Genomic DNA, 25,674 nt, shown 5'->3' on the forward strand with positions numbered 1-25,674 from the left:
TATCGTGACCGCATGACCGACATCGACGTGACGGCGAACGCGGGCCGTGCCTCCTCGGCTGACGAGCCGAACCTCCCCCAGGGCATCGGCGACCAGGCCGTCGCCCTGGCCCGGCGCTGGGCCCAGCAGGCCTCGACCTCCACCGACTCGGGGTCGGCCGCACTGCTCGCCCAGGTGTTGAAGGACGAGTCGGGTCTCGCCTTCACCATCGGGTTCGTCGACCGGGTCGTCCGGCCCGACGACCTGCGGGTCGCCGCCCGCAACCTCTCCGTGCTGGCCGGCTCGGTCCCGGCGTTCCTGCCGTGGCACATGCGGGCCGCCGTCCGGCTCGGAGGTGCGCTCGCCCCGGTGATGCCGGGTGTCGTCGTCCCGATCGCGCGGCGGGTGCTGCGTGGCATGGTCGGTCACCTCATCGCCGACGCCCGCCCCGAGAAGCTCGGCGCCGCCATCTCGACCCTCAAGAAAGAGGGCACGCGACTCAACCTCAACCTGCTCGGCGAGGCCGTGCTGGGTGACACCGAGGCCGATCACCGCCTCGCGGGCACCCGGGCCCTGCTCGCTCGCGACGACGTCGACTACGTGTCGATCAAGGTGTCGTCGATCGTGAGCCAGCTCTCGATGTGGGCCTTCGACGAGACCGTCGAGCGCGTCGTCGAGAAGCTCACCCCGCTCTACGAGCTCGCCGCGACCAGCTCCAGCGCGAAGTTCATCAACCTCGACATGGAGGAGTACCGCGACCTCGACCTCACCGTCGCGGTGTTCACCCGTCTGCTCGACCAGCCGCAGCTGCGCGACCTCGAGGCCGGCATCGTGCTCCAGGCCTACCTGCCCGACGCGCTCGGCGCCCTGCAGGGTCTGACCGCCTGGGCGACGGAGCGGGTCGACGCGGGCGGTGCACCGATCAAGGTCCGTGTCGTCAAGGGGGCGAACCTCGCGATGGAGACGGTCGACGCCACCCTGCACGACTGGCCGCTCGCGACCTACGACACGAAGCAGGCCAGTGACACGAACTACAAGCGCGTCCTCACCTGGGCGCTGACGCCCGAGCACACCCGCGCCGTGCGCATCGGGGTCGCGGGGCACAACCTGTTCGACATCGCGTTCGCCCATCTGCTGTCGACGGCGCGAGGCGTCGCCGACCGGGTCGAGTTCGAGATGTTGCTCGGCATGGCCGAGGGGCAGGCGGAGCTCGTCAAGGCCGATGTCGGCGGCCTGCTGCTCTACACGCCCGTCGTCCGTCCCCGCGAGTTCGACGTCGCCATCAGCTACCTGATCCGGCGTCTCGAGGAGAACGCGTCCAGCGAGAACTTCATGTCGGCCGTCTTCGAGCTCGCCTCGAACGAGAGCCTCTTCGAGCGGGAGAAGGGCCGGTTCCTGGCCTCCCTCGCCGACGTCGACGTCGCGACTCCCGCACCGCACCGCCTGCAGGACCGGACGACCGCGATCGACGGGGCCCGCGCCTCCTCGTCCGTCGGCCACCCGTTCGAGAACGAGCCCGACACCGACCCGGCGCTCGCCGCGAACCGCGCCTGGGGTCGCGCGATCCTCGAGCGGTCGCGCACGTCGACGCTCGGCGTCGCCACGATCGAGGCGGCCCGCGTCACCGAGACGGCCGAGGTCGATCGTCTCGTCGCAGGCGCCGTCGACGCCGCCGCCGACTGGGCGAGCCGAGGAGGCGCGGGTCGGGCCGCGATCCTCCGCCGAGCAGCCGCGGAGCTGTCCGCCCGTCGTGCCGACCTGATCGAGGTCGCGGCGTCCGAGACCGGCAAGACCATCGCCGAGGGCGACGTCGAGGTGAGCGAGGCGATCGACTTCGCGAACTGGTACGCGCAGCTCGCCGACGAGCTCGACATCGTGGACGGCGCGGAGTTCGTGCCGGCGACGCTCACGCTCGTCACCCCGCCGTGGAACTTCCCGGTCGCGATCCCGGCCGGGTCGACGCTCGCCGCGCTCGCGGCCGGCTCGAGCGTCGTCGTGAAGCCCGCCGGCCAGGCGAAGCGCTGCGGTGCCGTCGTGGTCGAGGCGCTCTGGGCCGCCGGTGTGCCGCGCGACGTCCTGCGCCTGGTCGACGTCGACGAGGGCGACCTCGGCGCGCACCTCGTCGGGCACCCGTCCGTCGACCGCGTCATCTTGACCGGCGCGTTCGAGACGGCCGAGCTGTTCCGGTCGTTCCGGCCCGACCTTCCGCTGCTCGCCGAGACGAGCGGCAAGAACGCCATCATCGTGACGCCGAGCGCCGACCTCGACCTGGCGGCATCCGACGTCATCAAGTCCGCCTTCGGGCACGCCGGGCAGAAGTGCTCGGCCGCGAGCCTCGTGATCGTCGTCGGCTCGGTCGCGCGCTCGGAGCGGTTCCGTCGCCAACTCGTCGACGCCGCGTCGACGATGCGCGTCGGCTACCCGTTCGACCCGACCACGCAGATGGGGCCGATCATCGAGCCGGCCTCCGGCAAGCTGTTGGGCGCCCTGACGACGCTCGGCCCGGGCGAGTCGTGGCTGGTCGAGCCCCGACGCCTCGACGAGACCGGGCGGCTCTGGTCGCCGGGCATCCGTGACGGTGTCCGCCCCGGGAGCGAGTTCCACCTGACCGAGTACTTCGGCCCGGTGCTCGGCGTCATGACGGCCGACACCCTCGACGAGGCGATCGAGCTGCAGAACGCGACCGACTTCGGTCTCACGGCGGGGCTGCACACGCTCGATCCGGTCGAGCTCGGGACCTGGCTCGATCGGGTGCAGGCCGGCAACCTCTACGTCAACCGCGGTATCACCGGCGCGATCGTGCGTCGTCAGCCGTTCGGCGGCTGGAAGCGCTCGTCCGTCGGGCCCGGCGCCAAGGCCGGCGGTCCGAACTACCTCGTGCACCTCGGGTCGTGGCGACCGACCGAGCTGGCGGGCGCCCCGCAGGCGCGGCCGACCGCCGGTATCGTCCGGGCGCTCGACGCGGCGGCGCCGCTCCTCGGTGTCGGTGGAGGTGCGGGTTCCGTCGCCGAGACCGCTCGCGAGCGTCTCGCCACGGCGGCGGCCTCGGACGAACGCTTCTGGCAGGACGAGTTCGGCGTCGCCCGCGACGTCAGCGCCCTCGGGCTCGAGCGCGACCTGCTGCGCTACCGGTCCCTCCCGGTGACGGTCCGCGCGGCCGAGGGGGCCGCCCCGGCCGATCTCGTGCGCGTGCTCCTCGCGGGACTCCGTGCCGGTGCGCCGCTGACGGTGTCGTCGTCCGTCGCGCTGCCCGACACCCTCGTCGCGGCGCTCGGCCTCGACGCCGCCCGGGTCGTGCACGAGACCGACGGGGTCTGGCACGAGCGACTGCGTGCGACCGGGTCGCGCGGCCCGGGAGCGCGACCCGAGCGGGTGCGTCTGGTGACGGGCGCGGACGACGCGGGGCGTGCCTCCTCGGCATTGACGGTCGCCCTCGACGGGGACCCGGCCGTCGCGGTCTTCGCGGCGCCCGTGACGCCGACGGGCCGCCTCGAGCTGCTGCCGTTCCTGCGGGAGCAGGCGATCGCCATCACGGCCCACCGCTTCGGCAACCCGGACGGCTGGAGCGCGGCGGTCATCTGACGCGGGCCGACACGGTCAGACCCTCGCCTCGCGGTGAGACCCTCCCGTGGAGGCGAGGGCCTGACCGCATCGCGAGGGGCTGACCGCATCGCGAGGGTCTGGCCGCATCGCGAGGGTCTGGCCGCATCGCGAGGGTCTGGCCGCATCGCCGCGGCGCAGCGCGTCAGCGAGCGGAGGCGCGGTACCAGTCCCCGAGACGGCGGAGCCCCTCGTCCACCGAGACCGTCGGCGTCCACTGCAGGTCGTGCTGGGTCCGTCGCTGGTCGAACCAGTGCGCGGTCGACAGCTGCTCGGCGAGGAACCTCGTCATGGGCGGCTCGTCGACCCCCGGGCGGACGCGCCACAGGGCCTCGACCGCCGACCCCGCGACCCGCGCCAGCGAGGCGGGGACCCGGAGGCGCGGTGCCGGCACGCCCGCGGCGGCGCAGATGCCGGCCATCAGGTCGGCGACCGTGCGCGGTTCGCCGTTCGTGATCACGTACGAGTTTCCGTGCACGGCCTCGGCGCGTTCGAGGGCGGCGGCGATCCCCGAGGCCGCATTGTCGACGTACGTCGAGTCGATCAGCGCGGCGCCGTGGTCGAGCAGCGGCAGGCGGCCGGAGCGCGCACGCTCGACGATGCGCTCGACGAGCTGCGTGTCACCGGGGCCCCAGACGAGGTGCGGTCGGACGGCGACGACCCGGAGCGCCTCCGAATCGGCGGAGAGGGCGAGACGCTCGGCGATCGCCTTCGTCCGGGCGTAGTCGCCGCGGGCGTGCGCGGGGGACGCCGGCAGGGCGTCGTCGCCGACGATGGACGCGCCCGCATGCGCCACGGACGGCGACGAGACGAAGACGAAACGGCGCACGCCGTCGCGCCGCGACGCCTCGAGCAGACCGGCCGTGCCCTCGACGTTGATCGTCTCGAAGTCGCGAGGCGAGCCGGTCAACGACACCTTCGCCGCGAGGTGGACGACGGCGTCCTGCCCGTCCACGGCCTCGACGACCGCGTCCCGGTCGGTGACGCTGCCGAGGTGGTCGGTGACGCCGTCGACCGCGCTCGGGCGTCGCTGGAACGTCCGCACGTCGTGCCCGGCATCGCGCACGGCCGCGGCGACCGCTCCGCCGAGGAGCCCGCTCGCACCCGTGACGAGCACCTTCACGGTCGGGTCATCCGCTCGCCGGACAACACACCCGTGGCCCAGCGCGACAGGGCGCTGCGATCGATCTTCGAGTTGTGCCGCACGTCCGTCGGCAACTCGGGGACGACGAGCACGGCCGCGACGGGCACGCCGGCTGCCTCTCGGACCCGGGCTGCGAGCGTCGCGGGTGCCAGCCCGACACGGCGTGCCGGGGGCGTCGACTCGACGATGACGGCGATCTGCTGCGTCCCCACCGGCCCGATGCCGACGACCGCGGCGCGACGGACGGGGCCGACGCCCTCCACCCGCTGCTCGGGGCCGACCGGGGTCACGACGCCGTGGGCCGTGGTGATCACGTGCGGCAGGCGCCCTTCGACCCACAGGCGTCCCTCGGCGTCGAGATGGCCGACGTCCCCGGTGCGGTGGGTGCGGGGCTCGTCGCCGGCGGCTGCGTCCCGTCGCCGACTGGCGCGGTCGGTGAGCCACAGGCGGTCGTAGTGGTCTTCGAGGTGCGGAGCCGATACGACGATCTCGCCCGTCACACCCGGTTCGGTGGACGACGACGAGGAGGCGCGGCCTCGGTCGTCGAGGGCGGCGATCGACACGCGCACCCCCGGCCCCGGTGTCCCGACGCAGACGCCGCCGGCGTGGGCCGCCGCGTCGTCGTCGGTCGAGGTCGTCGAGCGAGCCGCGTCGCGGATGCCCTCGAGCGTGATGTCGGTCATCAGCAGGCCCTCGGTCATCCCGTAGGGCGTGTGCGGCACGGCGTTCGGCATCAGCTCGCCGGCGGCTGCCAGCAGCGATTCCGAGACGGGTGCACCGGCCGATAGGAACGTCTCGACGCCGGCCAGCGCGCGTCGTCCGTCCGCGTCGAGGCGGTCCGACGTCGCGACGACGTTCGCGATCGCGGCCGGCGACAGGAACACGACGGTCGCGTCCACGGCAGCGGCCGCCGCGGCGACGGCTCGCGCCGTGAGCGTCTTCGGAGACGTGACGTCCATGTCGGGCGTCACGCTCGTGGCGCCCAGGGCGGGGCCGAGCAGGGCGAACGGCGCGAACCCGGCCACGAGACCCGTGCCGACCCCGATGTCGTACTGCTCGGCGAGCACGTCGCGCAGGGCGCTCAGCTGGCCCTGCCGGTAGACGACGCCCTTGGCGGGCCCCGTGGACCCCGAGGTGAAGAGGATGGCCGCGACCTCGTCGGGTCCGATGTCGGTGGGCAGCTCCGCCCGAGCTGCGATGGCGGCGCGACCCAGGGCGGCGACGTCGGCGAGGGCCGTCTCGACCCCGAGCAGGCGCGCCGTGACCCGGGGGAGGCGCGTGGTCGAGATCTTCTGACCGGGCCAGCCGAGGGCGCGAGCCGCCGACAGTCCCGGCAGCGCGCCGATGACGTGCTGGGGGTAGGCGCCGGTGACCGCGCGCGTGAGGCCCTTCAGACCCAGCCCGGCGTCGGCGACCACGACGACCGCACCGATGCGGACGCACGCGTAGAGCACCGCGGTCAGATCGGCACCCGGGGGCACCAGCAGCGACACACGATCACCCTTCTGGACGCCGACCCGGCGCAACCCGAAGGCGATCTCGTCGACGCGACGGGCGAGCAGACGCCAGCTCACGGTGCGGGGGCCTCCGCCGCCCGGCGGGGCCATCTCGATCACGGCCGTGTCGTCGCTCTCGGCGAGCTCGTCGAGACGAGCCCACAGGGGCGACCGGGCACCCCACGAGGAGGCGCGGGCCGCGTCGCCCTCCGCCGCCGTCTCGCCGGGCGTCACGTCGCCCGTCGGTACGGGCGTCGGGTCGCCGTCGCGGTCACCCAGCCAGGTCAGCACGGCCTCGGCGTAGTCCACGTCTTCGGCCACGAGATGCCCGGCGCCCTCGAAGCGGTGCACGTCGGCGTGCGGCAGCCGGTCGACGAGGTCGTCGAGGTAGCGGTCGCTGAAGATCGGGTCGCGCGGGCCCCACAGCATCAGTGCGGGGACGGTCAGCTCGGTGAGCGACGCCGCGATGCGGTCGAGCTCGGCGTGACTCGGGTGATCGGCGTCGACGGGGATGTCGGCGACGAAGCCGCCGATGCCACCTCGGCGCGCGGCCGTGAGGTACGGCGCCCGATAGGCGCGCTTCACGTCGGCGTCGAGACGCGGGTGTGCCAGGGCGAGGGTGACGTCGAGGAACCCGGTCGTCGAGACGGTGGCCCGCCCCAGGACGCCGGCCGCCAGCGTCAGTCGCAGCGGCGCGGGGATGCGGTGCTCGTCGGGCTGGTGGATGGCGGTGTTGAGCAGCATGAGGCCCGACAGGAGCTCGGGGTGGTCGACCGCCCAGCCCAGGGAGACGACGCCGCCCCAATCGTGTCCCAGCGTGACGACGGGGCCGTCGAGCCCGAGCTCGTCGGTGAGGGCGCCGAGATCGGCGACCCGGTCGGGCAGGGTGCGCGGAGCACCGGTGCGCTCCGAGAAGCCCATGTCGAGTTGGTCGACGGCGACGACGCGCCAGGCGGCACCGCCGGCCAGCGCGGTCGCGGTGGCCCGCTCGACGAGGCGACGCCAGAGGTAGGACCAGGTCGGGTTGCCGTGCACGCAGAGGATCGTGCCGGTCGGAGCGACACCGGCCGCGGCGAGGGCGGCCGCGTTGTCGAGGACGTGCCAGGTGCGGGGGCGGTGACCCGCGCCTCCTGCTGTGGTCGCCGGCCGGGCCGGCACCTCGACGAGGCGCGACCACTGCGGGTCGAGACCCGGCAGGCCCGCGGGAGGCAGCGACGCCGGAGCCGTGACGGTGGCCTGACGGGGCAGGCGACTCACCAGGCGAGTTCCATCATCGCGGTGTTGATGCCCGAGCCCACGCCCATCAGCAGGACCCGGTCACCGCGCGAGAGCGTCTTCGACTCCTCGACGAGCGTGATCGGGATGGAGGCGGGACCCACGTTGCCGAGCGTCGGGTACGTGAGCGGGACGCGCTTGCGGTCGATGCCGGCCGCCTTGACGAACGCGCCGGTGTGCACGTCGCTGACCTGATGCATGATGTAGCGATCCATCGACGACCAGTTCCAGTCGCGCTTGGCCTCTTTCCAGGCCGAGACCACGAGCTCCATGCCGCGCTTCAGCAGCGCCTTCGCGTCGGTGAACATGCCGTCGACGCTGCCGACGCAGAGGTCGTAGTTCTCGGTGGCGGCCCGGGTCACGCCGCCGAGGATGCGGTGGCCCTCGGGGTGCAGGTCGGCGCGGCCGAGGACGGCGGCCGCCGCGCCCGAGCCGAGCGTCAGGCTGGCGAACTCGCTCATGAAGTCGTCGCGCCCGTAGCCCTTGGTGAGCAGGCGGTCGATGGTGTTCACCTGGACGTCGTCGGCGTCCTCGCCGTCGATGATCACGGCGTAGTCGATCTGACCGGCATCGATGAGTTGTGCCGCGAGGGTCATGCCGTTGACGAAACCGAGGCACGCGTTGGCGATGTCGAAGTTGATGGCCGACGAGGGCAGCCCCAGGCCGTGATGCAGACGCACGGCGACGGAGGGCTCGAGGTGGGGCCGTGTGACGGACGTGTTGATGAGCATGCCGACCTGGTCGGGGCGGACGCCCGCCTCGGCGAGGGCACGACGCCCGGCATCGATCGCCGCGGAGTCGAAGCTCTGCTCGGCGCCCCAGTTGCGGCGCTCGTACACGCCGGCGACGCGCTCGAGCAGGCCACCGGGCAGACGCAGGCGTTTCAGGACGGGGCGGAGCTTCTCGTCGATGCTGGCCGAGGTCGTCACGCGATCGGCCATGGTGCTCGCGACCGACAGCAGCGCTGCGTTGCTGTGCCGGGTGGTTGCGTTTCCGTTCAACGGAACTCCCTGTCGAATTGTCTCGGGTGCGCGCGCGTGACCTGGGTCGGGAACGCGGGGCATCGGGTCAGTCTACGGCCGTGTCTCTGAATACGCGCCGCACGGGCGTACCCGTCGCATGCCGCGACCGGCATATGCGGGGGTCGCGCGGCCCATCACGGATGTCATGCGTCGGGGTCTCGAGGGAGCCGGACGATCGCGCGTCGGCCGCCTCTCGTCCACCACGCGAGATCGACCACGGCCCACACCACGGCCCCGATCGCGGCGACGATGACGATGCCGCCCACGATGTTCACCCGGCCGCCGACGACGACGAGGCTCGCCACGATGCTCGACAGCACGATCAGCGCACTGAGGATCGTGAGCACGGGCAGCACGAAGCCGCCGCGCTTCGTCAAGAGCCAGTTGGGCACGTCGGGGTCGACCCGCACCTCCTGCCGTCTCGCCACGGGGTGTCCTCTCTCTCGGCCAGCCCGGGAGGCTGCGCACCGAGGGTCAACGGTACCCTCGACCCATGAGCGATCTGCGCCGGCCCTGGTACACCCTGACGAAGACGGGCACCGTGATGCAGCCCGTGCTCGAGATCGTCGTCGGCGTCTTCGGTCTGGGTGTCCAGGTCGCCAACATCGCGGCGGGCGTCTCGTTCACCCTGATCAACTACGTCATCGTCCTCGTGGCGCTCCTGCTGATCGCCCAGGGTGTCGCCGATCTCGTCTGGTGGAGCCGCGACGACCGGCGGGCGCGCGCCCGCCAGGCGTCCTGACGGGCCCGAGCCTCCCCGGCGTCGGCGCCGACGTCCGGGCCGTCTGCGACGTCCGCGACATCAGGAGGCGCGGGTCGTCCTGGGCGCCGGAGGCCCCTGTCGCAGTCGGTGCGTCGCCAGGAGGGCGATCACGACGACGGCGATGCCGAGGGCCGTGTCGAGTGTGCGGTCGAGCACCAGCGAGCCGACGTCGACCGGCCCGGTCAATGCGGGCATCCCCAACGCCATGGGCGTGATGAAGACGAGCGTCAGACCGTAGTGCCGGAGGACGGCCATCTCCGCACCGAACTGCAGCATGCCGAACGCGACGATCAACCCGACGTCGTCGAGCCCGACTGACAGCAGGGCCGCCGCGGCGGCGACGCCGATCAGGGTGCCGAGCAGGCGATGCCCCGCGCGCACCAGCTGAGCCGACGTCGAGCGCCCGACCACGGGCACGACGGCCGACACCATGGCCCAGTACGGATGGTCCAGCCCGACGGCGATGCTGATCAGGCCCGCCACGATCGAGGCGGCGAGGCAGATGGCCGCATGGAGGGCGGTGCGGCGCCCGTCCAGCGGGGGCATGTCGCGAGACCATCGGCGGCCGAGGGGCGACGCCCTCTTGCGTCGTCCGCGCGGAAGGGCGGCGCCGGCCACGGTGGCCGTCAGAGCCGTTGCGAGCCCGGCCAGGGAGACGACGGCGGCGATGCCGATGGAGGCGGGGGTCGCCGGCACGAAGGCCGTCACCCCGAGCCCGAACACGAAGAAGAGCGGCCCGGGAGGGCTCCACCGCCGCAGGTCCGACACCGCGGAGGCGAGGCCTGCCACGACGCCGATGACGAGCACGGGCAGCCACACCGGCGGGTGCAGGGCCGAGAGGGTGGCGCCGAGGACGACGCACGCCACGAGCAGGAGACCCGCCTCGACCTGCATGCCCAGCCGCTGGAAGCGCGCGAGGTTGCGTCCGAACGGTGCCGCGAACGCGCCGAACACCGCGTAGGCGGCCCAGTCGAGGTGACCGATCAGCGCGAGGACGACGAGCGGGACGACCACCGCGAGTGCGACGCGGAGGGCGGCGCGATGCGCGCGATCGTGGGGCCCGACACGCAGGAGCTCGCGAGGGTGGGGGAGGAGGCGCTCGGAGGGCGCGGGTGGCGTGGTCACGAAGTCCCTTCGGCTGATCGTCGGTTCGCCGTCGAACTGTTTCACGGGTGAAAGAAACTACTTTACCAGTGAACGACCGATACGCTCTCCGCATGCGAGACGCCATCGACGAGATCCACGACCAATGGCGGTCCCTCAGGCCCGGCCTCGACGTCTCGGGCATCGAGATCATCGGACGCGTGAACCGACTGGCCCGCATCGTCCAGCGCCGCAGTGACGATCTGCTGCGTCATCACGGCCTCACGCGGGCCGACTTCGATGTACTCGCCGCGCTCGTCCGGTCCGACCGCCCGCTGACGCCGACGCAGCTCGCCGACCACACCCTGTTGTCGGCTCCCGCCATCACGAAGCGGACGAAGGGCCTCGTGGGGGCCGGTCTGGTCGAGCGGCGCGACAACCCCGACGACGGCCGGGGCTACCTGCTCGCCCCCAGCGACACGGGTCGGGCGACGATCGCCGATGTGCTGCCCCTGCAGCTCGGGCTGGAGGCGGCGCTCGTGAACGGTCTGGACCCGGGGCTGCGAGCACACGTCGTGGGGGGTCTGCGCGCACTCCTGATCGACGCGGAGGCACCACCCGCCTCGGCGGGGGAGTCCAGTGATGCGATGCGACGAGGCGAGGCGAAAGAGAGAGCCGGCCACGGGACTTGAACCCGTAACCTTCCGATTACAAGTCGGATGCGCTACCAATTGCGCCAGGCCGGCAAGGCGACATCATCTTACCCGGCCAGGATTGGCGCTCGACACGGTCGAAGTGGTGAAGTGGAGGTCGGCACCTCGTGCGTGCCGCGCCGCCGTCCCGTGAGGAGCACCATGACCACCATCCTGACCGCCATCGGTTCGCTCGCCCTGTTGTTCGTCAGCTTCTTCCTGTTCGCGACGTCGTTCAACGCCGACGAGCCGAACGCCTTCATCTTCTTCGCGGGCATCATCGTGATGACCGGCTCGTTCTGGTTGCCCATCACGGTCATGGGCAACAGCAAGCGCAGCTGGTAGGGCGACAGGTCCCGCCTCGCGGCGGGAGCGTGTCACGACAGGGTCGAGAGGAATCGGCTCGGGTCGACCAACGTGCGCGGCTTGGCCTCGCGGTCGTCGCGGCGACCGCCGACGTACAACCAGCCCAGGAGCTTCTCGCCGTCGCGGAGCCCGTGCGCGGCCTGGACGCCCGGCGACCGCGTCCAGAGTCCGGTGCGCCACATGACACCCCAGCCCGCGTCGTCGAGCACGAGCGACAACAGGTGGGCGACGCCGGAGGCGACCGACTCCTGCTCCCACTCGGGCACCTTGCGACTCTCGACGGGTGAGAGCACGATCGCGATCATCAGGGGAGCGCGGAGCGCCTTCTCGGTCAGCTTGTCGGCGGCGTGACCCTCGGCACCACTGGCCTCGGCCAGGGCACGACCGACGACGAGACGGTCGTCGCCGCGGATCTCGAGGAGCCGCCACGGGTGCAGCTCGGAGTGGTCGGCCACCGTGGCCGCCGCCTGGACGAACTCGAGGAGCTCGTCGTGCGACGGCGCCTCGGCGGTCACCTTCGACGTGGAGCGCCGGCGCGTGGCGGCGTCGGCGACCGACATCAGTCTTCGGCCTTGAAGTTGAGCGACAGCGAGTTCATGCAGTAGCGGTCGCCGGTGGGGGTGCCGAAGCCGTCGGGGAACACGTGCCCGAGGTGCGAGCCGCAGTTGGCGCAGCGGACCTCGGTGCGGGTCATGCCGAGCGAGTTGTCGTCGATGAGCTCGACGGCGTCGGGGTTGACCGATTCGTAGAAGCTCGGCCAGCCGCAGCCGCTGTCGAATTTCGTGCCGCTCTTGAACAGCTCGGCGTTGCAGGCGGCGCAGGTGTAGAGACCGGCGCGGCTCTCGTCGAGCAGCTCGCCCGTCCACGGGCGCTCGGTCGCAGCCTCACGCAGGACGGCGTACTGATCGGCGCCCAGCTCGTCGCGCCACTCTTCTTCGGACTTCTCGACCTTGTACGACACAGACATCCCTTTCGTTGGGTACAGGGACATTCAACACGGTGCCACCGACATCGATTCCCGGTTTCGGCGCGGCCGGGTCGTGCCCTCGTCGGGGCTTCCTAGGCTGTCGGCATGACGACAGCCGAGAGGTTCCGCGCGTTCGCCGAGGCGTCCGCGGCCGACGGGTCCCCGCTCTATGCAGAGTGGGCCGACGGGGTCGCCGCCGACGACGAGCTCCTCCGCGTCGTCGATCGCGCCCCCGAGGCCCGGCGGCAGCCGATCCTCGTCTTTGCGGTCAGCCGTCGGCTGGGCGCGCCCCTCGGCCCCTACGCCGAGTGGCGCCGGTGGCTGCTGGCCCATGCGGACGACGTCGTGGCCGACCTCGGGCGACGTCTCACCCAGACGAACGACGTGCGCCGCTGCCTTCCCCTGTCGCTCGCCCTCGCCCGTGTCGACGGGCCCGTCGCCCTGCTCGAGGTCGGTGCCTCGGCCGGGCTCTGTCTCTACCCCGACCGCTACGCCTACGACGCCGGAGGCGCGGCGTGGGGGGATCGCGCCTCGCACGTCCGTCTCGCCGCCACCCTGTCGAGCGACACCACTGTCGCGGCAGAGCCGCCCCCAGCCACCGCCCCGACCTCGGTCGCGGTCCTGCCCGCGATCGTGTGGCGCGCCGGGATCGACCTGGCCCCGGTCGACGTGCGCGACCCCGAGGCCGTCGACTGGCTCGAGACGCTGCTGCCGCCGGAGCGCACGGACCGGGCCACCCTGCTGAGGCGGGCGGTCGACGTCGCCCGCACCGAGCCTCCGGTGCTCGTGGAGGGCGACGCCGTCGAGGCGCTCGCCGGGCTCGCCGCCCGGGCTCCGCGGTCGGCCACGCTCGTCGTCGTCACGATGGGCACCCTCGTCTACCTGCCGGGGGCGCGGCGACAGGCGTTCGTCGACGAGGTGCATCGGCTCGGAGCCCGGTGGATCAGCTACGAACGGAGCGGCTCGCTGCGCGACGTCCGCGACCCGGGCGTCGCGGGGCTCCCTGCGGCCGATCGCTTCGCGACGCTGGCGCTCGACGGCGAGCCCCTCGCCCTCGGCGATGCGCACGGGACTCGTCTGCACATGCTGACGACGTGCGCCCGGCCTGCCGGGACCGACGCCGAAGCGCCCCTAGGATGACGGCATTCGAGGGGGCGGCCCCCTCGGTTGGAGTCGAGTGGCGAGAGGGCGGTGGCGGCATGCGGGACGACTTGACCGAGCGCGACCGTCGCGTGCTCGACTTCGAGCGCGACGCACCGGCGGCACCGGGCGCGAAGGAGGCGGCGATCCGTCGTGACCTCGGCCTCAGCGTCGCCCGCTATCAGCAGTTGCTCAACTCGCTCATAGAACGACCCGCTGCACTGGCCTACGAGCCGATGCTCGTCGGGCGCCTGCTGCGTCTGCGCGACGCCCGTGCGGCCGCGCGCGACGCGAGATCGTTCGGCTCGGTCGCGCGGTGAGCGTGCGACCCGACCGACGGGGCACCCGCGCCCTCCGACCCACGAGAGACTGACCCACCCATGGCGAAATACCCCCACGACAGGTTCGACGACGTCCCCTCCGGGCTGGAACGCGTCGGCGCGCACCGCGCTGAGCCGCGGCGTGGTCGTGGCTGGATCGGTTTCGCGTGGGCGGCACTGGCCACGGGCCTGCTCGTCGGTGCCGGGGTCGTCTATCTCGGGGTGGCCAACAACAGCTTCCAGTTCACGAATCCGACGTCGAACAACGCGGCTCCCGCCACGACGGACGCGTCGAGCGAACCGGCGCAGGAGACGACGTCCGCACCGCCCACGCAGACGGCCACCCCGGTGACCGACCCGGCGCAGGTCGCCAGCAGCGTCACGATCACGGTGCTGAACGGCACGGCACGGCCGGGGCTCGCGGCGACGGCGGCGACCCGACTCGAGCGCACGGGCTGGAAGATCGGCACCGAGGGCAACGCCTCGGGCAAGGTCGCCACGACGACCGTCTACTACTCGGAGGCGGCCGACGAGGGTGTGGCCCTCGGTCTCGCCCAGGAGCTCGGTGTCACCGATGTGCAGCTCTCGACGGCCTTCCCCGGCGCCTCGGTCACGATCGTCCTCGGGGCCGACTACAAGGAGTGACGGGTGTCGCGGGCCCGACCCGCGCCTCCTTGTATTACGGGCTTGTTTAATTCCTGCCCGAATCCTCATGTTCACGGGGTCGATTCGCGCAGGGCTAGACTTTTCGGCCCGTCTCCGCACTACTATCTGGAATTGGTCGCCCCCGACGACCGCTGAGTACGTCTGATCCACGGATGACGCGTCCGCTCGGGGTGTGCAGGTGACTGCGTTGACGACCCGGCTCTGGCACCAACGCACGCGCCGCACGGACACAGCAGGGAGTAAGGAAATGGCTAACGGGACCGTCAAATGGTTCAACGCTGAGAAGGGCTACGGCTTCATCACCGTCGAGGGAGGCGGGCAGGACGTCTTCGTGCACTACTCGGCCATCGACATGAGCGGATACAAGGTGCTGGAAGAGGGCCAGGCGGTCGTCTTCGAGGTCGGCACCGGCAGCAAGGGTCCGCAGGCGGAGGGTGTCCGACTGGCCTAGTCGGCACTCCTCGCGACCGGTTCGACCGGTCATCGCCAGAACGGCGCCGCTCGGATGACGGGCGGCGCCGTTCTGCGTCGTCGGCGCCCCGAGTTCACTTGCACTCGCCCAGGCAGAGTGCCAGAATCGTCACTGGCACTCCCATGTGGCGAGTGCCAAAGCTTCTGCCGGGGTCCACCGACCCCACGACGTCCGGGAGGGACGAAAAACACACATGGCTAAGATCATTGCTTTTGACGAAGAGGCCCGTCGTGGCCTCGAGCGTGGCCTGAACATCCTGGCCGACGCGGTGAAGGTCACGCTCGGCCCGCGTGGTCGCAATGTCGTGCTCGAGAAGAAGTGGGGCGCTCCCACCATCACGAACGACGGCGTGTCCATCGCCAAGGAGATCGAGCTCGACGACCCGTTCGAGAAGATCGGTGCGGAGCTCGTCAAAGAGGTCGCGAAGAAGACCGACGACGTCGCCGGTGACGGTACGACCACCGCGACCGTGCTGGCTCAGGCCCTCGTCCGCGAAGGCCTCCGCAACGTCGCCGCCGGTGCCGACCCCATCTCGCTGAAGCGCGGCATCGAGAAGGCCGCCCAGGCCGTCTCCGACCAGCTGCTGGCCGACGCGAAGGACATCGAGACCAAGGAGCAGATCGCGGCGACCGCCTCGATCTCGGCTGCCGACCCCACCATCGGCGCGCTCATCGCCGAGGCCATCGACAAGGTCGGTAAAGAGGGTGTCGTCACCGTCGAGGAGTCGAACACGTTCGGCACCGAGCTCGAGCTCACCGAGGGCATGCGCTTCGACAAGGGCTACCTGTCGCAGTACTTCGTCACCGACCCCGAGCGCCAGGAGGCCGTCTTCGAAGACGCCTACGTGCTCATCGTCAACTCGAAGATCTCGAACATCAAGGACCTGCTGCCGATCGTCGACAAGGTCATCCAGTCGGGCAAGCAGCTGCTGATCATCGCCGAGGACGTCGACGGCGAGGCCCTGGCCACGCTGGTCGTCAACAAGATCCGCGGCATCTTCAAGTCGGTCGCCGTCAAGGCTCCCGGCTTCGGCGACCGCCGCAAGGCCCAGCTGCAGGACATCGCCATCCTCACCGGTGGTCAGGTCATCGCCGAAGAGGTCGGCCTCAAGCTGGAGAACGCCACGCTCGACCTGCTGGGTCGCGCACGCAAGGTCATCATCACCAAGGACGAGACGACCATCGTCGAGGGTGCGGGCGACGAGGAGCAGATCGCCGGCCGCGTCCGTCAGATCCGCAGCGAGATCGAGGCGACCGACAGCGACTACGACCGCGAGAAGCTCCAGGAGCGCCTCGCGAAGCTTGCCGGTGGCGTCGCCGTCATCAAGGCGGGTGCCGCGACCGAGGTCGAGCTGAAAGAGCGCAAGCACCGCATCGAAGATGCAGTCCGCAACGCGAAGGCAGCCGTCGAAGAGGGCATCGTCGCCGGTGGTGGCGTCGCCCTCATCCAGGCCGGCAAGACCGCTCTGGCGAACCTGCACCTCGAGGGCGACGAGGCGACCGGCGCGAACATCGTGCGTGTCGCGATCGACGCTCCGCTGAAGCAGATCGCCTTCAACGCGGGCATGGAGCCCGGCGTCGTGGCCGACAAGGTCCGCGGACTCGACATCGGTTGGGGCCTCAACGCCGCCACCGGCGAGTACGTCGACATGCTGGCCGCCGGCATCATCGACCCCGCCAAGGTCACGCGTTCGGCTCTGCAGAACGCAGCGTCGATCGCCGGTCTGTTCCTCACGACCGAGGCCGTCGTCGCCGACAAGCCCGAGAAGAACCCGGCCCCGGCCGGCGACCCCACGGGTGGCATGGACTTCTAAGTCCTGACGCGCGCACAGGGCGGTTCCCCCTCGGGGGAGCCGCCCTGTGGCGTTTCTGCGGGTGGTGCCGCTGCTGCCGCCAGCCGCGTCGTGTCCTGTTCGCGACGTCGTGTGGCGCACAGGGGCGACACGACGTCGCGAACGCGACACGGTGTGCCGTGCCGAGCAGGAACCGCCGGAGGCGCGGTGTCGGCTACGACAGCGTGGGCGCGGCGGGAGCAGGTGCCGGTGTCGCGGCCGAACCGGCGACGGCCTCGGCCGGCATGAGGGGCAGACTCACACTGAACGTGGCGCCCCCGCCGACGGTGTCGAACACGTCGACCGACCCGCCATGCGCTGCGACGATGCCGGACACGATCGCGAGCCCGAGTCCGCTGCCGCCGGTGTCGCGCGTGCGAGACGAGTCGGCACGCCAGAACCGCTGGAAGATCTTCTCCCGGATCTGCGGCGGGATGCCCTCGCCGTGGTCGATCACGTCGATCGTCGCGACCCCGGCCCCGGGGTTCGACTGCACGGCAAGCTCGATCGGGCTGTCGTGCTCGGTGAACCGCATGGCATTACCCATCAGGTTCGTGATGACCTGGCGGATCTTGTTCTCCTCGCCGAGGACGATCGCCGGTGCGCCCGCGCCGCGTGCCGTCTCGTCGCTCGGTGAGAGCAGCGCGCCCTCGCCGGGACGCGTCCGGGCGCGCAAGCCCCGGAGGCGCGCGAACGTCGCCCCCGCGAACGAGATCGGCCCCGTCGCTCCGGGCGGCACGGCACCCGTGCCGTCCGTCGCCTCGATCTCGTCGACGGCGGCGATCTCGTCCTCGAGTTCGGGCAGCGGGACGGGCTCGCGCACGATGACGCGGATCTCGCGGTCGGGATTCGATGCCATGGTGTCGAGGGCGGCGTCCCGCGCGAGCGAGACGAGGTCGACCGGCCCGAGCTCGAGCGGCTTCGACTCGTCGAGGCGGGCGAGCGCCAGGAGGTCCTGCACGAGGATGCCCATGCGGATCGCCTCCTTCTCGATGCGGTCCATCGCCTGGGCGACGTCCTCGTCCTTCGTCAGTGCGCCCATCCGGTACAGCTCGGCGTAGCCGCGAAGCGAGACGAGGGGAGTGCGCAACTCGTGGCTGGCATCGCCGACGAAGCGGCGCATCTGATCGATCGTCTTGGCGCGGTCGTCGAAGGCCGTGTCGATGCGACTCAGCATCGTGTTGAGGGACTTGTTGAGGCGCCCGACCTCGGTGTTGGGCGTCGTCGAGTCGAGCCGCTGACTGAAGTCGCCGTCGGCGAAGCGGGCAGCCGTCTCTTCGACATCGCGGAGGGGAGCGAACGTCGACGTGACGAGCAGACGCGTCAGGGCGGCGCCGAGCACGACGACCGAGAGACCGAAGCCCAGGAAGATGCCGCTGAAGCGGCCGATGGTGGCGTTGGTCGTCGCGAGGTTGGAGCCCGTCACGATGGTGGCGGGGAACGTGTCGCCGGTGCTCTTGTCCACGAACTGCGACTTGTAGGCGAAGAGCCGCCACTCCTGGTTGCGAGCCGTGTTGGTGGCGTTGAAGGTCAGAGTGCTGGCCTCGGCCCCGACGCCGGTGAAGTCACTGAGGTTGGGTGCCACACCGGCGGTGAGCTCGTCGCCGTTGTCGCAGATCTTGTCACCGTCGCCGTCGAGGATGGCGACGTAGCTCGTCGAGACCTTGCCGAACGTGACCGTGCAGAGGTTGTCGTTCTGCTTCACTTCGGAGATGCTGACGGCTGCGTTGCGGAGGTCGGTGTCGACCTGGCCGTAGAGATAGGTGCTCAACACCGTCATGGTGCCGAGGCCGGCGACGAGCAGCCCCAGCGTCACCAGGGTCACGGTGATGCCCGTGATCTTGGTGCGGATCGAGATCTCGTTCCACCACTGGGACAGGCGTGAGTGCATGAAGAGGAACGCTAGCGGACCAGTCTGGACGGACGGCGGAGCTCGTACCGCCGCCCGGGCTGCTCGGCCGGATCAGGCCTTGGCGGCCTTCAGCATGTAGCCGAAGCCACGCTTGGTCTGGATGATCGGCTCGGCCGAGAACTGGTCGAGCTTGCGACGCAGGTACGAGATGTAGCTCTCGACGATGCCGGCGTCGCCGTTGAAGTCGTACTCCCAGACGTGGTCGAGGATCTGCGCCTTCGACAGCACGCGGTTCGGGTTGAGCATGAGGTAGCGCAGCAACTTGAACTCGGTGGGGCTGAGCTCGATGGCGGTGTCGCCGATCGTGACCTCGTGCGTGTCCTGGTCCATGGTGAGCTCGCCGGCGCGGATGATCGCGTCCTCGTCCTCGTTCATGGTGCGACGGAGGATGGCCTTGATGCGGGCCACGATCTCGTCGAGGCTGAACGGCTTCGTGACGTAGTCGTCGCCGCCGACGGTGAGGCCCGTGATCTTGTCCTCGGTGTCGTCCTTCGCGGTGAGGAAGAGGATCGGCGACGTGTACCCCGACGAGCGGAGGCGCTTGGTCACGCCGAAGCCGTTCATGTCGGGCAGCATCACGTCGAGGATGATCAGGTCGGGCTCTTCTTCGAGCACGGCCGAGATGGCCTGGGCGCCGTTGCCGACGGCACGCACGGCGAAACCGGCGAATCGGAGGCTCGTGGTCAGCAGGTCGCGGATGTTGGGCTCGTCATCGACGATCAGGATCTTGGGGCCGTCACTCATGTACTCAAGTATCTGCGCGCCTCCTCGGTGTTGCCTGTGAGCCGGAGGCACGTCTTCCGATCGCTTGCAGAGTACGCAGCGAGGCGACCGGGTCGGCGGCTACGCCGCCAGCGCGGGCGAGTCGAGGATCGTGTAGCTGTAACCCTGCTCGGCGAGGAACCGCTGGCGGTTCTGCGCGAAGTCCTGATCGACCGTGTCGCGACTGACCAGCGTGTAGAACGACGCGGGCAGCCCCGACTTCTTCGGCCGGAGGAGGCGTCCGAGTCGTTGTGCCTCTTCTTGGCGGCTGCCGTACGATCCGCTCACCTGGATGGCCACGGTCGCCTCGGGCAGGTCGACCGAGAAGTTGGCCACCTTCGAGACGACGAGAACCTTCACCTCGCCGTCGCGGAACGCCTGGTACAGCCGCTGCCGCTCGTCGATCGCGGTGGAGCCGGTGAGCGTCGGCGCGTCGAGCACGGCGGCCAGCTCGTCGAGCTGGTCGAGGTACTGCCCGATCACGAGGATCTGCTCGCCCTCGTGACGGGCGACCAGGTGCTTGACGACGTCGAGCTTGATGGGCGCGGTCGCGGCGAGTCGGTAGCGCTCCTCGTCGGGCGAGGCCGCGTACTCGAGCCGTGCCTCCTGGGGGAGGTCGACGCGCACCTCGTAGCAGGAGGCCGGCGAGATGTAGCCCTGGGCCTCGATCTCCTTCCACGGCGCATCGAACCGCTTCGGGCCGATCAGGCTGAAGACGTCGCCCTCGCGGCCGTCCTCGCGCACGAGCGTCGCGGTGAGACCGAGGCGGCGGCGCGCCTGCAGCTCGGCGGTCAGCTTGAAGACGGGCGCGGGCAGCAGATGCACCTCGTCGTAGACGACGAGCCCCCAGTCGAGCGCGTCGAGCAGGGACAGGTGCGTGTAGACACCGCCACGGCGGGCGGTGAGGATCTGGTACGTCGCGATCGTGACAGGCTTGATCTCCTTCACCGAGCCGGAGTACTCCCCGATCTCGTCCTCGGTGAGCGACGTGCGCTTGAGCAGCTCGTCGCGCCACTGCCGGGCCGAGACCGTGTTCGTCACGAGGATGAGCGTGGTCGTGCCCGCGCGCGCCATCGCCCCCGCGCCGACCAGCGTCTTGCCGGCGCCGCAGGGGAGGACGACGACACCCGAGCCGCCGTCGAAGAAGTTGTCGACCGCCTTCTGCTGGTAGTCGCGCAACGACCAGTCGGTCTCGTCGAGGGTGATCTCGTGCGGGGTGCCGGGGGTGTAGCCGGCGTGGTCCTCGGCGGGCCAGCCGAGTTTGACGAGTTGCTGCTTGACCTCGCCGCGAGCCCACGGCAGCAGCTCCCACACGTCGTCGGAGCGCTTCACGCCGAGCAGCTCGCCGATCTTCTTGACCCGTGTCACCTCGCGTAGCACCGAGCTGTCGGTGCCCCGGAGGATGAGCTGGTCGCCGTCGCGCTCGATCACGATGCGCCCGTAGCGGGCCACGGTCTCGGCGATGTCGACGCTGACGCTCTGCGGCACCGGGAACTTCGAGTACGTCGACAGGGTCGCCAGCATGTCGTCGGCGGTGTGGCCGGCGGCGCGGGCGTTCCAGAGGCCGAGTCGCGTGATGCGGTACGTGTGGACGTGCTCGGGGGCCCGCTCGAGCTCGGCGAAGACGGCGAGATCGTGGCGCGCGTCTTCGGCCTGCGGGTGCGCGACCTCGAGCAGGACGGTGCGATCGCTCTGGACGATCAGGGGGCCGGTCATGAGGGTCGAGTCTAGGCGCGCCCCCTGCACGCCGGCCCGGCGGGGTATCAGGCTCCGCTGGCCACGGCGACGATGCTCGACAGCGGCAGGGTGCGCTCGACGTCGGACTTCTTGTCGCGACCTCGGATGCGCCCACCGCCGATACCGGTCGGCTCCATCACGAGGTGCGACGTGCTGCCGTCGGGCATCGAGATGGTGACGGTCACCGTGAGTCGCCCCTTCACGGCGGCGTCGAGCTGCCGGGCGATCCAGGCGCGATCGGTCGACTCGGCCGAGTCGCCTTCGCCCACGTGGAGGCGGTCGACCAGTTCGCGCACCGGGTCGCGATGCGGCACCGGCGCGGGTCGGCGCGGGCGTCGACGGGTCGGCGGCGTCATGTGCTCGCCGTCGGCGTCGACGACGATCACGGGGTAGCGCTCGTCGTGCAGGGCCCAGAACACCGCCTCGGCGTCGACCCGGGTGCCGACGGTGAGCTCGTCGAGCCGTCGCAACGACAGCGGGCTCAACGCCTGGTCGACCTGCAACGTCTCGAGCGACGGTGCCGCCACGGCGGTCACCCGCGTCGCGAAGCCGTCGGACGGCGACTCGACCGCGTGCACGCGATAGCGACCGTGCCGATCGGCCGACTGCTGGATGAGGTAGTCGAGCGGCTGGGGGATGCCCGTGGACGAGATCCCGGACAGGAACTCGCGCAGGGTCTCGCTCGTCTCGCCCTCGGTCAGGGCGTGCTGGATGCCGGCCTCGGTGATTCGGTAGCTGGCGGCGAGACCCGCGCTCTCGACGGTGGCGATGGTGCGGAGCCGCGCGTCGATCGCCGGCGCGAGCGGGCCGGGTGCCACGACCGTCAGATCGTGCTGCAGGTAGACGCTGTCGATGGCGTCGGGCAGGAGGTCGGCCACGACGGAGCGGGCGGCGACCGAGCCCTCGCGGAGCAGGGCGACCGCGGCCGAGGTGGGGGACTCGTCGCTCGTCAGGCCGAGGATCTCGGCCGAGTGCGCGAACTGGTCGATGCGCTCGTCGATCCACGAGTCGCCCGCCGGGTACATCCAGGCCGCGAACTCGCGGAGCGGCTCGCCCCAGGACGTGTCGACGCGTTCGTGCAGCACGGCCAGGATCTCGCTCGGCAGCGAGGCCAGCCAGGAGCCCGCGAGCGACTCCCAGCGGTCGGGCCACGAGGAGGTCAGCCACGGGGCGGCGAGCTGCGTCGTGGTCCAGCCGTCGGGGCTCGGGGCCGCGAGTCCGGCGCGGACCGCGATGCGCAGCAGGTCGGCGATGTCGGCGACGTCGACGCGGGCCGCCTCCGCCAACCGTCGAGCCTCGGGCAGGGCCAGGCCGCCCTTCGCGAGCTCGCGGGCGGGCGACTGCTCGAGGGCGCGCAGCAGCTCTCCGACCTCGATGACGACGGCGTACAGGCGTTCGGCCGAGCGGTTGTCCACGGCGTCGCGGTCGATGTCGGCGACGGTCTGCAGGACGACGGGCGGGTGCTCGGACGACAGGCGGCCGACGTCGAGATCGTCGTTCTCGTCGAGACGGTCGGCGACGGCGTCGAGGGTCGACACGACGTCGTCGACGCGGACGACGAGATAGAGGTCGACGAGCTGGTCGACGGCGGCTGCGATGTCGGCCGGGCCGAGCTCGACGGCGCTGTCGACACGGGAGAGCAGCTCGGTCGGTGTGCCGGGGACGCGGGCGGCCTGCAGGACCAGCAACGAGGTGCGGGGGAGGCGCGAGACGGCATCGCGCACGGACGACGCCTCGAGCAGGGCGTCGGCGAGGTCGAAGGCGTCGCGGACGGAGGCGGTGCGCAGGACCCGATGGGACAGTCGCCTCACGAGGTCGTCCGGTCGGCCGGCGCGCAGCACGCCCGCGAGATCGAGAGCACTAGCCATGGGAGGGACCTCCGTTTGTCGCGCAGCCCAGGCCTGCGTCTACCGTGTGGTGCCCCGGGTCTCGCGGCTCCGCCGGATGGCGCTCATCACGACGAACACGATGATCATGACCACCGCGAGCGGGAGTCCGATCAGCGGGAGGACGACGACAGCGGGCCAGATGCCCGTGCCGAAGTTCGTGATGCCGGAGGCGGTGCCTATTAACGTGGCCGCGAACGCCGCGATCGACAGGATCACGATGGCGGCGATCATGAAGACCAGGACGCGTTCAGTACGATGGAGCCCTGCGGGTTCGATCTTCTCGTTGTTCTTGGCCACGTGCTCAGGATAGCCGTGCGCGCCTCCGACCCGGCGATCTAAGCTGAGGTCGCCCCACAACCCCCGAAAGGTACAGTCATGCCCACCGGCAAGGTCAAGTTCTACGACGACGAGAAAGGCTTCGGCTTCATCAGCAGCGATGACGGTCAAGAAGTCTTCCTCCACGCGTCGGCCCTGCCTGCGGGCAGCACGGGAGTGAAGCCGGGCACCCGGCTCGAGTTCGGCATCGCCGACGGCAAGCGTGGCGCGCAGGCCCTGTCGGTCCGCGTGCTCGAGGCCGCACCGAGCCTCGCCAAGATGAACCGTCGTTCGGCCGACGACATGGCGGTCATCATCGAGGACCTGGTCAAGGTGCTCGACAAGGCCGGCGGCGACTTCCGTCACGGCCGCTACCCGCAGAACGGTCACAAGATCGCCCTGCTGCTGCGCAACGTGGCCGATCAGCTCGATGCCTAGCCCGTTCGCCGAGCTCGCGCGCCGAGCCCTCACCGAGATCACGCCCGCCGAGACGATCGGCGACGAGTTCGACACCGTCGACGAGGGTCAGGGAATCACCTCGGTCCGCTTCGCCACCCTGCTGCCCGGGTATCCCGGCTGGCTGTGGACGGTCAGCGTCGCGCAGGTCGAGGGCGAGGAGCCCACCGTGCTCGAGGCCGAGTTGCTGCCGGGCGAGAGCTCGCTCGTGGCGCCCGACTGGGTGCCGTGGGCCGATCGTCTCGCCGACCTGCAGGCCGCGGAGGCGCACGAGGGCGACGACTCGGACGACGAGGACGACGACGAGTCGGACGATGACGACGACTCGGACGACGATGACGAGTCGGACGACGACGACGAGTCGGATGACGACGAAGACGACCTCGACGACGAGGACGACGACGAACTCGACGGCGTCGACGTGGACGCGTTGGACGACTCGGACGACGACGATGACGATGACGATGACGATGACGACGACAGCGGCCACGACGAGTGGGACGGCGAGGACGAGGACCCGCTGCGGCGGCGTCGCTGACCCGACCCGCGCCTCCTCGGCTCTGATCGCCGAATGAGAGAAGCCCCTGCCTGGTCGGCAGGGGCTTCTCTCGTTCGCGGTTACGCGCCGAGCTCGCCGACGACGTAGTCGATGGAGCGGATGAGCTGGCGGACGTCGTCGGGCTCGATCGCGGTGAACGTCGCGACGCGAAGCTGGTTGCGACCGAGCTTGCGGTAGGGCTCGGTGTCGACGACGCCGTTGGCGCGGAGCACCCGGGCGATCGCGGCGGCGTCGATCGACTCGGCGAAGTCGATGGTCGCGACGACCTGCGAGCGGTGCTCCGGGTCGACGACGAACGGCGTCGCGTACTCGGAGGCGGTGGCCCAGTCGTAGAGGGCGGACGACGACTCGCGGGTGCGGGCGTCGGCCCAGGCGAGGCCGCCGTTGTCGAGCATCCAGCGCGTCTGGTCCTCGAGCAGGAGGAGCGTGGTCAGCGCAGGGGTGTTCAGCGTCTGGTTCAGCCGCGAGTTGTCGACGGCGTTCTTGAGGCTCAGGAACTCGGGGATGTAGCGCCCGCTCGCCGCGATGCGCTCGACCCGCTCGATCGCGGCGGGGGAGAAGAGCGCGAACCACAGCCCGCCGTCGGACGCGAAGTTCTTCTGCGGGGCGAAGTAGTAGACGTCGGCCTGGGCGGCGTCGAAGTCGACACCGCCGGCCGCGCTGGTCGCGTCGACGACCGTGAGCGCACCGGCATCGCCGTGCACGCGGGTGACCGGGGCCATCACGCCGGTGGAGGTCTCGTTGTGCGGCCAGGCGTAGACGTCGACGCCCTCGACGACCTCGACGGAGGAGCGCGACCCTCCGTCGGCGGTCAGGACGTGCGGCTTCTCGAGCCACGGGGCCGACGAGGCCTTCGCGAACTTCGAGCCGAACTCGCCGAACGACAGGTTCTCGGCGCGCTTCTCGATCAGGCCGAACGCGGCGGCGTCCCAGAACGCGGTCGAGCCGCCGTTGCCGAGCACGACCTCGTAGCCGTCGGGGAGGGAGAAGAGCTGCCCGAGATCGGCGCGCACACGGCCGACCAGGTCTTTGACGGGCGCCTGTCGGTGGGAGGTGCCGAGGATGCGCGCACCCGCGGTCGCGAGGTGCTCGAGCTGCTCGCCGCGGATCTTCGACGGGCCGCAGCCGAATCGACCGTCGGTGGGCAGGAGGTCAGTGGGAATCGAGATGTCCGCCATGGATCGATCCTAGTGAGCGGCACGGTGCCCCCTCGCGCAGCCGGTAGGGT

24 protein-coding genes and 1 tRNA gene are annotated in these 25,674 nt (G+C 70.9%); 11 read left to right on the plus strand and 14 right to left on the minus strand.

The genetic code is table 11. The features are described from left to right. Window positions 1-12: 12 nt before the first annotated feature. Window positions 13-3,561 carry a proline dehydrogenase family protein gene (locus tag ACPEEZ_RS03120; RefSeq protein WP_423922635.1) on the plus strand — a complete coding sequence of 1,183 codons (3,549 nt, stop codon included), beginning with the start codon at window positions 13-15 and terminating at the stop codon, window positions 3,559-3,561. Between the two features lie 163 nt (window positions 3,562-3,724). On the opposite strand, the gene ACPEEZ_RS03125 is transcribed toward ACPEEZ_RS03120, so the two are convergent. The 4 genes from ACPEEZ_RS03125 to ACPEEZ_RS03140 all read right to left on the minus strand — a co-directional run bounded on the left by ACPEEZ_RS03125 (window position 3,725) and on the right by ACPEEZ_RS03140 (window position 8,944). Beyond that, complete coding sequence (locus ACPEEZ_RS03125) at window positions 3,725-4,702, minus strand: NAD-dependent epimerase/dehydratase family protein (RefSeq protein ID WP_423922637.1); 978 nt, start codon at window positions 4,700-4,702, stop codon at window positions 3,725-3,727. Next, complete coding sequence (locus ACPEEZ_RS03130) at window positions 4,699-7,467, minus strand: alpha/beta fold hydrolase (protein WP_423924340.1); 2,769 nt, start codon at window positions 7,465-7,467, stop codon at window positions 4,699-4,701. Before ACPEEZ_RS03130 ends, ACPEEZ_RS03125 begins: the two co-directional genes overlap by 4 nt. Window positions 7,468-7,472: 5 nt before the next feature. Then, a complete protein-coding gene (locus tag ACPEEZ_RS03135; protein WP_423922640.1) occupies window positions 7,473-8,495 on the minus strand; it encodes a 3-oxoacyl-ACP synthase III in 1,023 nt (340 codons plus the stop codon). A 164-nt stretch (window positions 8,496-8,659) separates the two neighbouring features. After that, entirely contained in the window at window positions 8,660-8,944 is a 285-nt protein-coding gene (locus ACPEEZ_RS03140; RefSeq protein ID WP_423922642.1) for a hypothetical protein, read from the minus strand. A gap of 65 nt (window positions 8,945-9,009) precedes the next feature. Between ACPEEZ_RS03140 and ACPEEZ_RS03145 the strand changes: the two genes are divergently transcribed. Further along, window positions 9,010-9,258 (plus strand): hypothetical protein, encoded by a 249-nt coding sequence (locus tag ACPEEZ_RS03145; RefSeq protein ID WP_423922645.1) that lies wholly within the window; start codon window positions 9,010-9,012, stop codon window positions 9,256-9,258. A 60-nt stretch (window positions 9,259-9,318) separates the two neighbouring features. On the opposite strand, the gene ACPEEZ_RS03150 is transcribed toward ACPEEZ_RS03145, so the two are convergent. Beyond that, window positions 9,319-10,404, minus strand: a complete 1,086-nt coding sequence (locus tag ACPEEZ_RS03150; protein WP_423922647.1) for an FUSC family protein — start codon at window positions 10,402-10,404, stop codon at window positions 9,319-9,321. Between the two features lie 92 nt (window positions 10,405-10,496). Between ACPEEZ_RS03150 and ACPEEZ_RS03155 the strand changes: the two genes are divergently transcribed. Beyond that, window positions 10,497-11,054, plus strand: coding sequence for a MarR family winged helix-turn-helix transcriptional regulator (locus ACPEEZ_RS03155; protein ID WP_423922650.1), 558 nt, complete (start codon window positions 10,497-10,499; stop codon window positions 11,052-11,054). Here ACPEEZ_RS03155 and ACPEEZ_RS03160 read toward each other — a convergent pair. Continuing rightward, window positions 11,036-11,108, minus strand: a tRNA-Thr gene (locus ACPEEZ_RS03160). The two genes, ACPEEZ_RS03155 and ACPEEZ_RS03160, sit on opposite strands and share 19 nt — an antisense overlap. A gap of 108 nt (window positions 11,109-11,216) precedes the next feature. Between ACPEEZ_RS03160 and ACPEEZ_RS03165 the strand changes: the two genes are divergently transcribed. Continuing rightward, window positions 11,217-11,399 carry a hypothetical protein gene (locus ACPEEZ_RS03165; RefSeq protein ID WP_423922653.1) on the plus strand — a complete coding sequence of 61 codons (183 nt, stop codon included), beginning with the start codon at window positions 11,217-11,219 and terminating at the stop codon, window positions 11,397-11,399. A 32-nt stretch (window positions 11,400-11,431) separates the two neighbouring features. Here ACPEEZ_RS03165 and ACPEEZ_RS03170 read toward each other — a convergent pair whose 3' ends face one another. Together ACPEEZ_RS03170 and msrB are read right to left on the minus strand one after the other, a co-directional pair. Further along, the gene (locus tag ACPEEZ_RS03170; protein ID WP_423922656.1) at window positions 11,432-11,980 is read right to left on the minus strand and encodes a nitroreductase family protein; all 549 of its coding nucleotides are present in this window, start codon (window positions 11,978-11,980) and stop codon (window positions 11,432-11,434) included. Continuing rightward, a complete protein-coding gene (gene msrB / locus ACPEEZ_RS03175; protein ID WP_423924342.1) occupies window positions 11,980-12,381 on the minus strand; it encodes a peptide-methionine (R)-S-oxide reductase MsrB in 402 nt (133 codons plus the stop codon). The genes ACPEEZ_RS03170 and msrB overlap by 1 nt, the downstream gene beginning before the upstream one ends. A 111-nt stretch (window positions 12,382-12,492) precedes the next feature. Here msrB and ACPEEZ_RS03180 point away from each other — a divergent pair, with 111 nt between their 5' ends. The 5 genes from ACPEEZ_RS03180 (at window position 12,493) to groL (ending at window position 16,798) form a co-directional block, all read left to right on the plus strand. After that, complete coding sequence (locus tag ACPEEZ_RS03180) at window positions 12,493-13,527, plus strand: DUF2332 family protein (protein ID WP_423922659.1); 1,035 nt, start codon at window positions 12,493-12,495, stop codon at window positions 13,525-13,527. 59 nt (window positions 13,528-13,586) lie between these two features. Then, window positions 13,587-13,847: a DUF3263 domain-containing protein gene (locus ACPEEZ_RS03185; protein WP_423922662.1), complete on the plus strand. Its 261-nt coding sequence runs from the start codon at window positions 13,587-13,589 to the stop codon at window positions 13,845-13,847. Between the two features lie 60 nt (window positions 13,848-13,907). Then, complete coding sequence (locus tag ACPEEZ_RS03190; RefSeq protein ID WP_423922664.1) at window positions 13,908-14,492, plus strand: LytR C-terminal domain-containing protein; 585 nt, start codon at window positions 13,908-13,910, stop codon at window positions 14,490-14,492. A 268-nt stretch (window positions 14,493-14,760) separates the two neighbouring features. Further along, window positions 14,761-14,964: a cold-shock protein gene (locus ACPEEZ_RS03195; RefSeq protein WP_423922667.1), complete on the plus strand. Its 204-nt coding sequence runs from the start codon at window positions 14,761-14,763 to the stop codon at window positions 14,962-14,964. 214 nt (window positions 14,965-15,178) lie between these two features. Continuing rightward, entirely contained in the window at window positions 15,179-16,798 is a 1,620-nt protein-coding gene (gene groL / locus ACPEEZ_RS03200) for a chaperonin GroEL (protein ID WP_423922670.1), read from the plus strand. Window positions 16,799-16,991: 193 nt separating this feature from the next. Here the strand turns inward: groL and ACPEEZ_RS03205 are convergent, their stop codons facing one another. From ACPEEZ_RS03205 to ACPEEZ_RS03225, 5 genes are all read right to left on the minus strand, one after another. Beyond that, window positions 16,992-18,707, minus strand: coding sequence for a sensor histidine kinase (locus tag ACPEEZ_RS03205; RefSeq protein ID WP_423922672.1), 1,716 nt, complete (start codon window positions 18,705-18,707; stop codon window positions 16,992-16,994). Between the two features lie 72 nt (window positions 18,708-18,779). Continuing rightward, complete coding sequence (locus ACPEEZ_RS03210) at window positions 18,780-19,472, minus strand: response regulator transcription factor (protein ID WP_056056979.1); 693 nt, start codon at window positions 19,470-19,472, stop codon at window positions 18,780-18,782. 99 nt (window positions 19,473-19,571) lie between these two features. Further along, on the minus strand, window positions 19,572-21,206 hold the full coding sequence (locus ACPEEZ_RS03215) for a DNA repair helicase XPB (protein ID WP_423922676.1): 1,635 nt from the start codon (window positions 21,204-21,206) through the stop codon (window positions 19,572-19,574). A 47-nt stretch (window positions 21,207-21,253) separates the two neighbouring features. Then, window positions 21,254-23,095, minus strand: a complete 1,842-nt coding sequence (locus tag ACPEEZ_RS03220; protein ID WP_423922678.1) for a helicase-associated domain-containing protein — start codon at window positions 23,093-23,095, stop codon at window positions 21,254-21,256. A 39-nt stretch (window positions 23,096-23,134) separates the two neighbouring features. Next, entirely contained in the window at window positions 23,135-23,413 is a 279-nt protein-coding gene (locus tag ACPEEZ_RS03225; protein ID WP_423922681.1) for a multidrug ABC transporter ATPase, read from the minus strand. Window positions 23,414-23,491: 78 nt separating this feature from the next. Here ACPEEZ_RS03225 and ACPEEZ_RS03230 point away from each other — a divergent pair, with 78 nt between their 5' ends. Both ACPEEZ_RS03230 and ACPEEZ_RS03235 read left to right on the plus strand, forming a co-directional pair. After that, complete coding sequence (locus ACPEEZ_RS03230; RefSeq protein WP_423922683.1) at window positions 23,492-23,869, plus strand: cold-shock protein; 378 nt, start codon at window positions 23,492-23,494, stop codon at window positions 23,867-23,869. Further along, the gene (locus tag ACPEEZ_RS03235) at window positions 23,862-24,425 is read left to right on the plus strand and encodes a DUF3027 domain-containing protein (protein ID WP_423922686.1); all 564 of its coding nucleotides are present in this window, start codon (window positions 23,862-23,864) and stop codon (window positions 24,423-24,425) included. Before ACPEEZ_RS03230 ends, ACPEEZ_RS03235 begins: the two co-directional genes overlap by 8 nt. Before the next feature lie 80 nt (window positions 24,426-24,505). Here the strand turns inward: ACPEEZ_RS03235 and serC are convergent, their stop codons facing one another. Next, window positions 24,506-25,624, minus strand: coding sequence for a phosphoserine transaminase (gene serC, locus ACPEEZ_RS03240; protein ID WP_423922689.1), 1,119 nt, complete (start codon window positions 25,622-25,624; stop codon window positions 24,506-24,508). Between the last annotated feature and the right edge of the window lie 50 nt (window positions 25,625-25,674).

The sequence above is a fragment of the Frigoribacterium sp. 2-23 genome, from assembly GCF_049601585.1.
Lineage (GTDB): Bacteria > Actinomycetota > Actinomycetes > Actinomycetales > Microbacteriaceae > Frigoribacterium.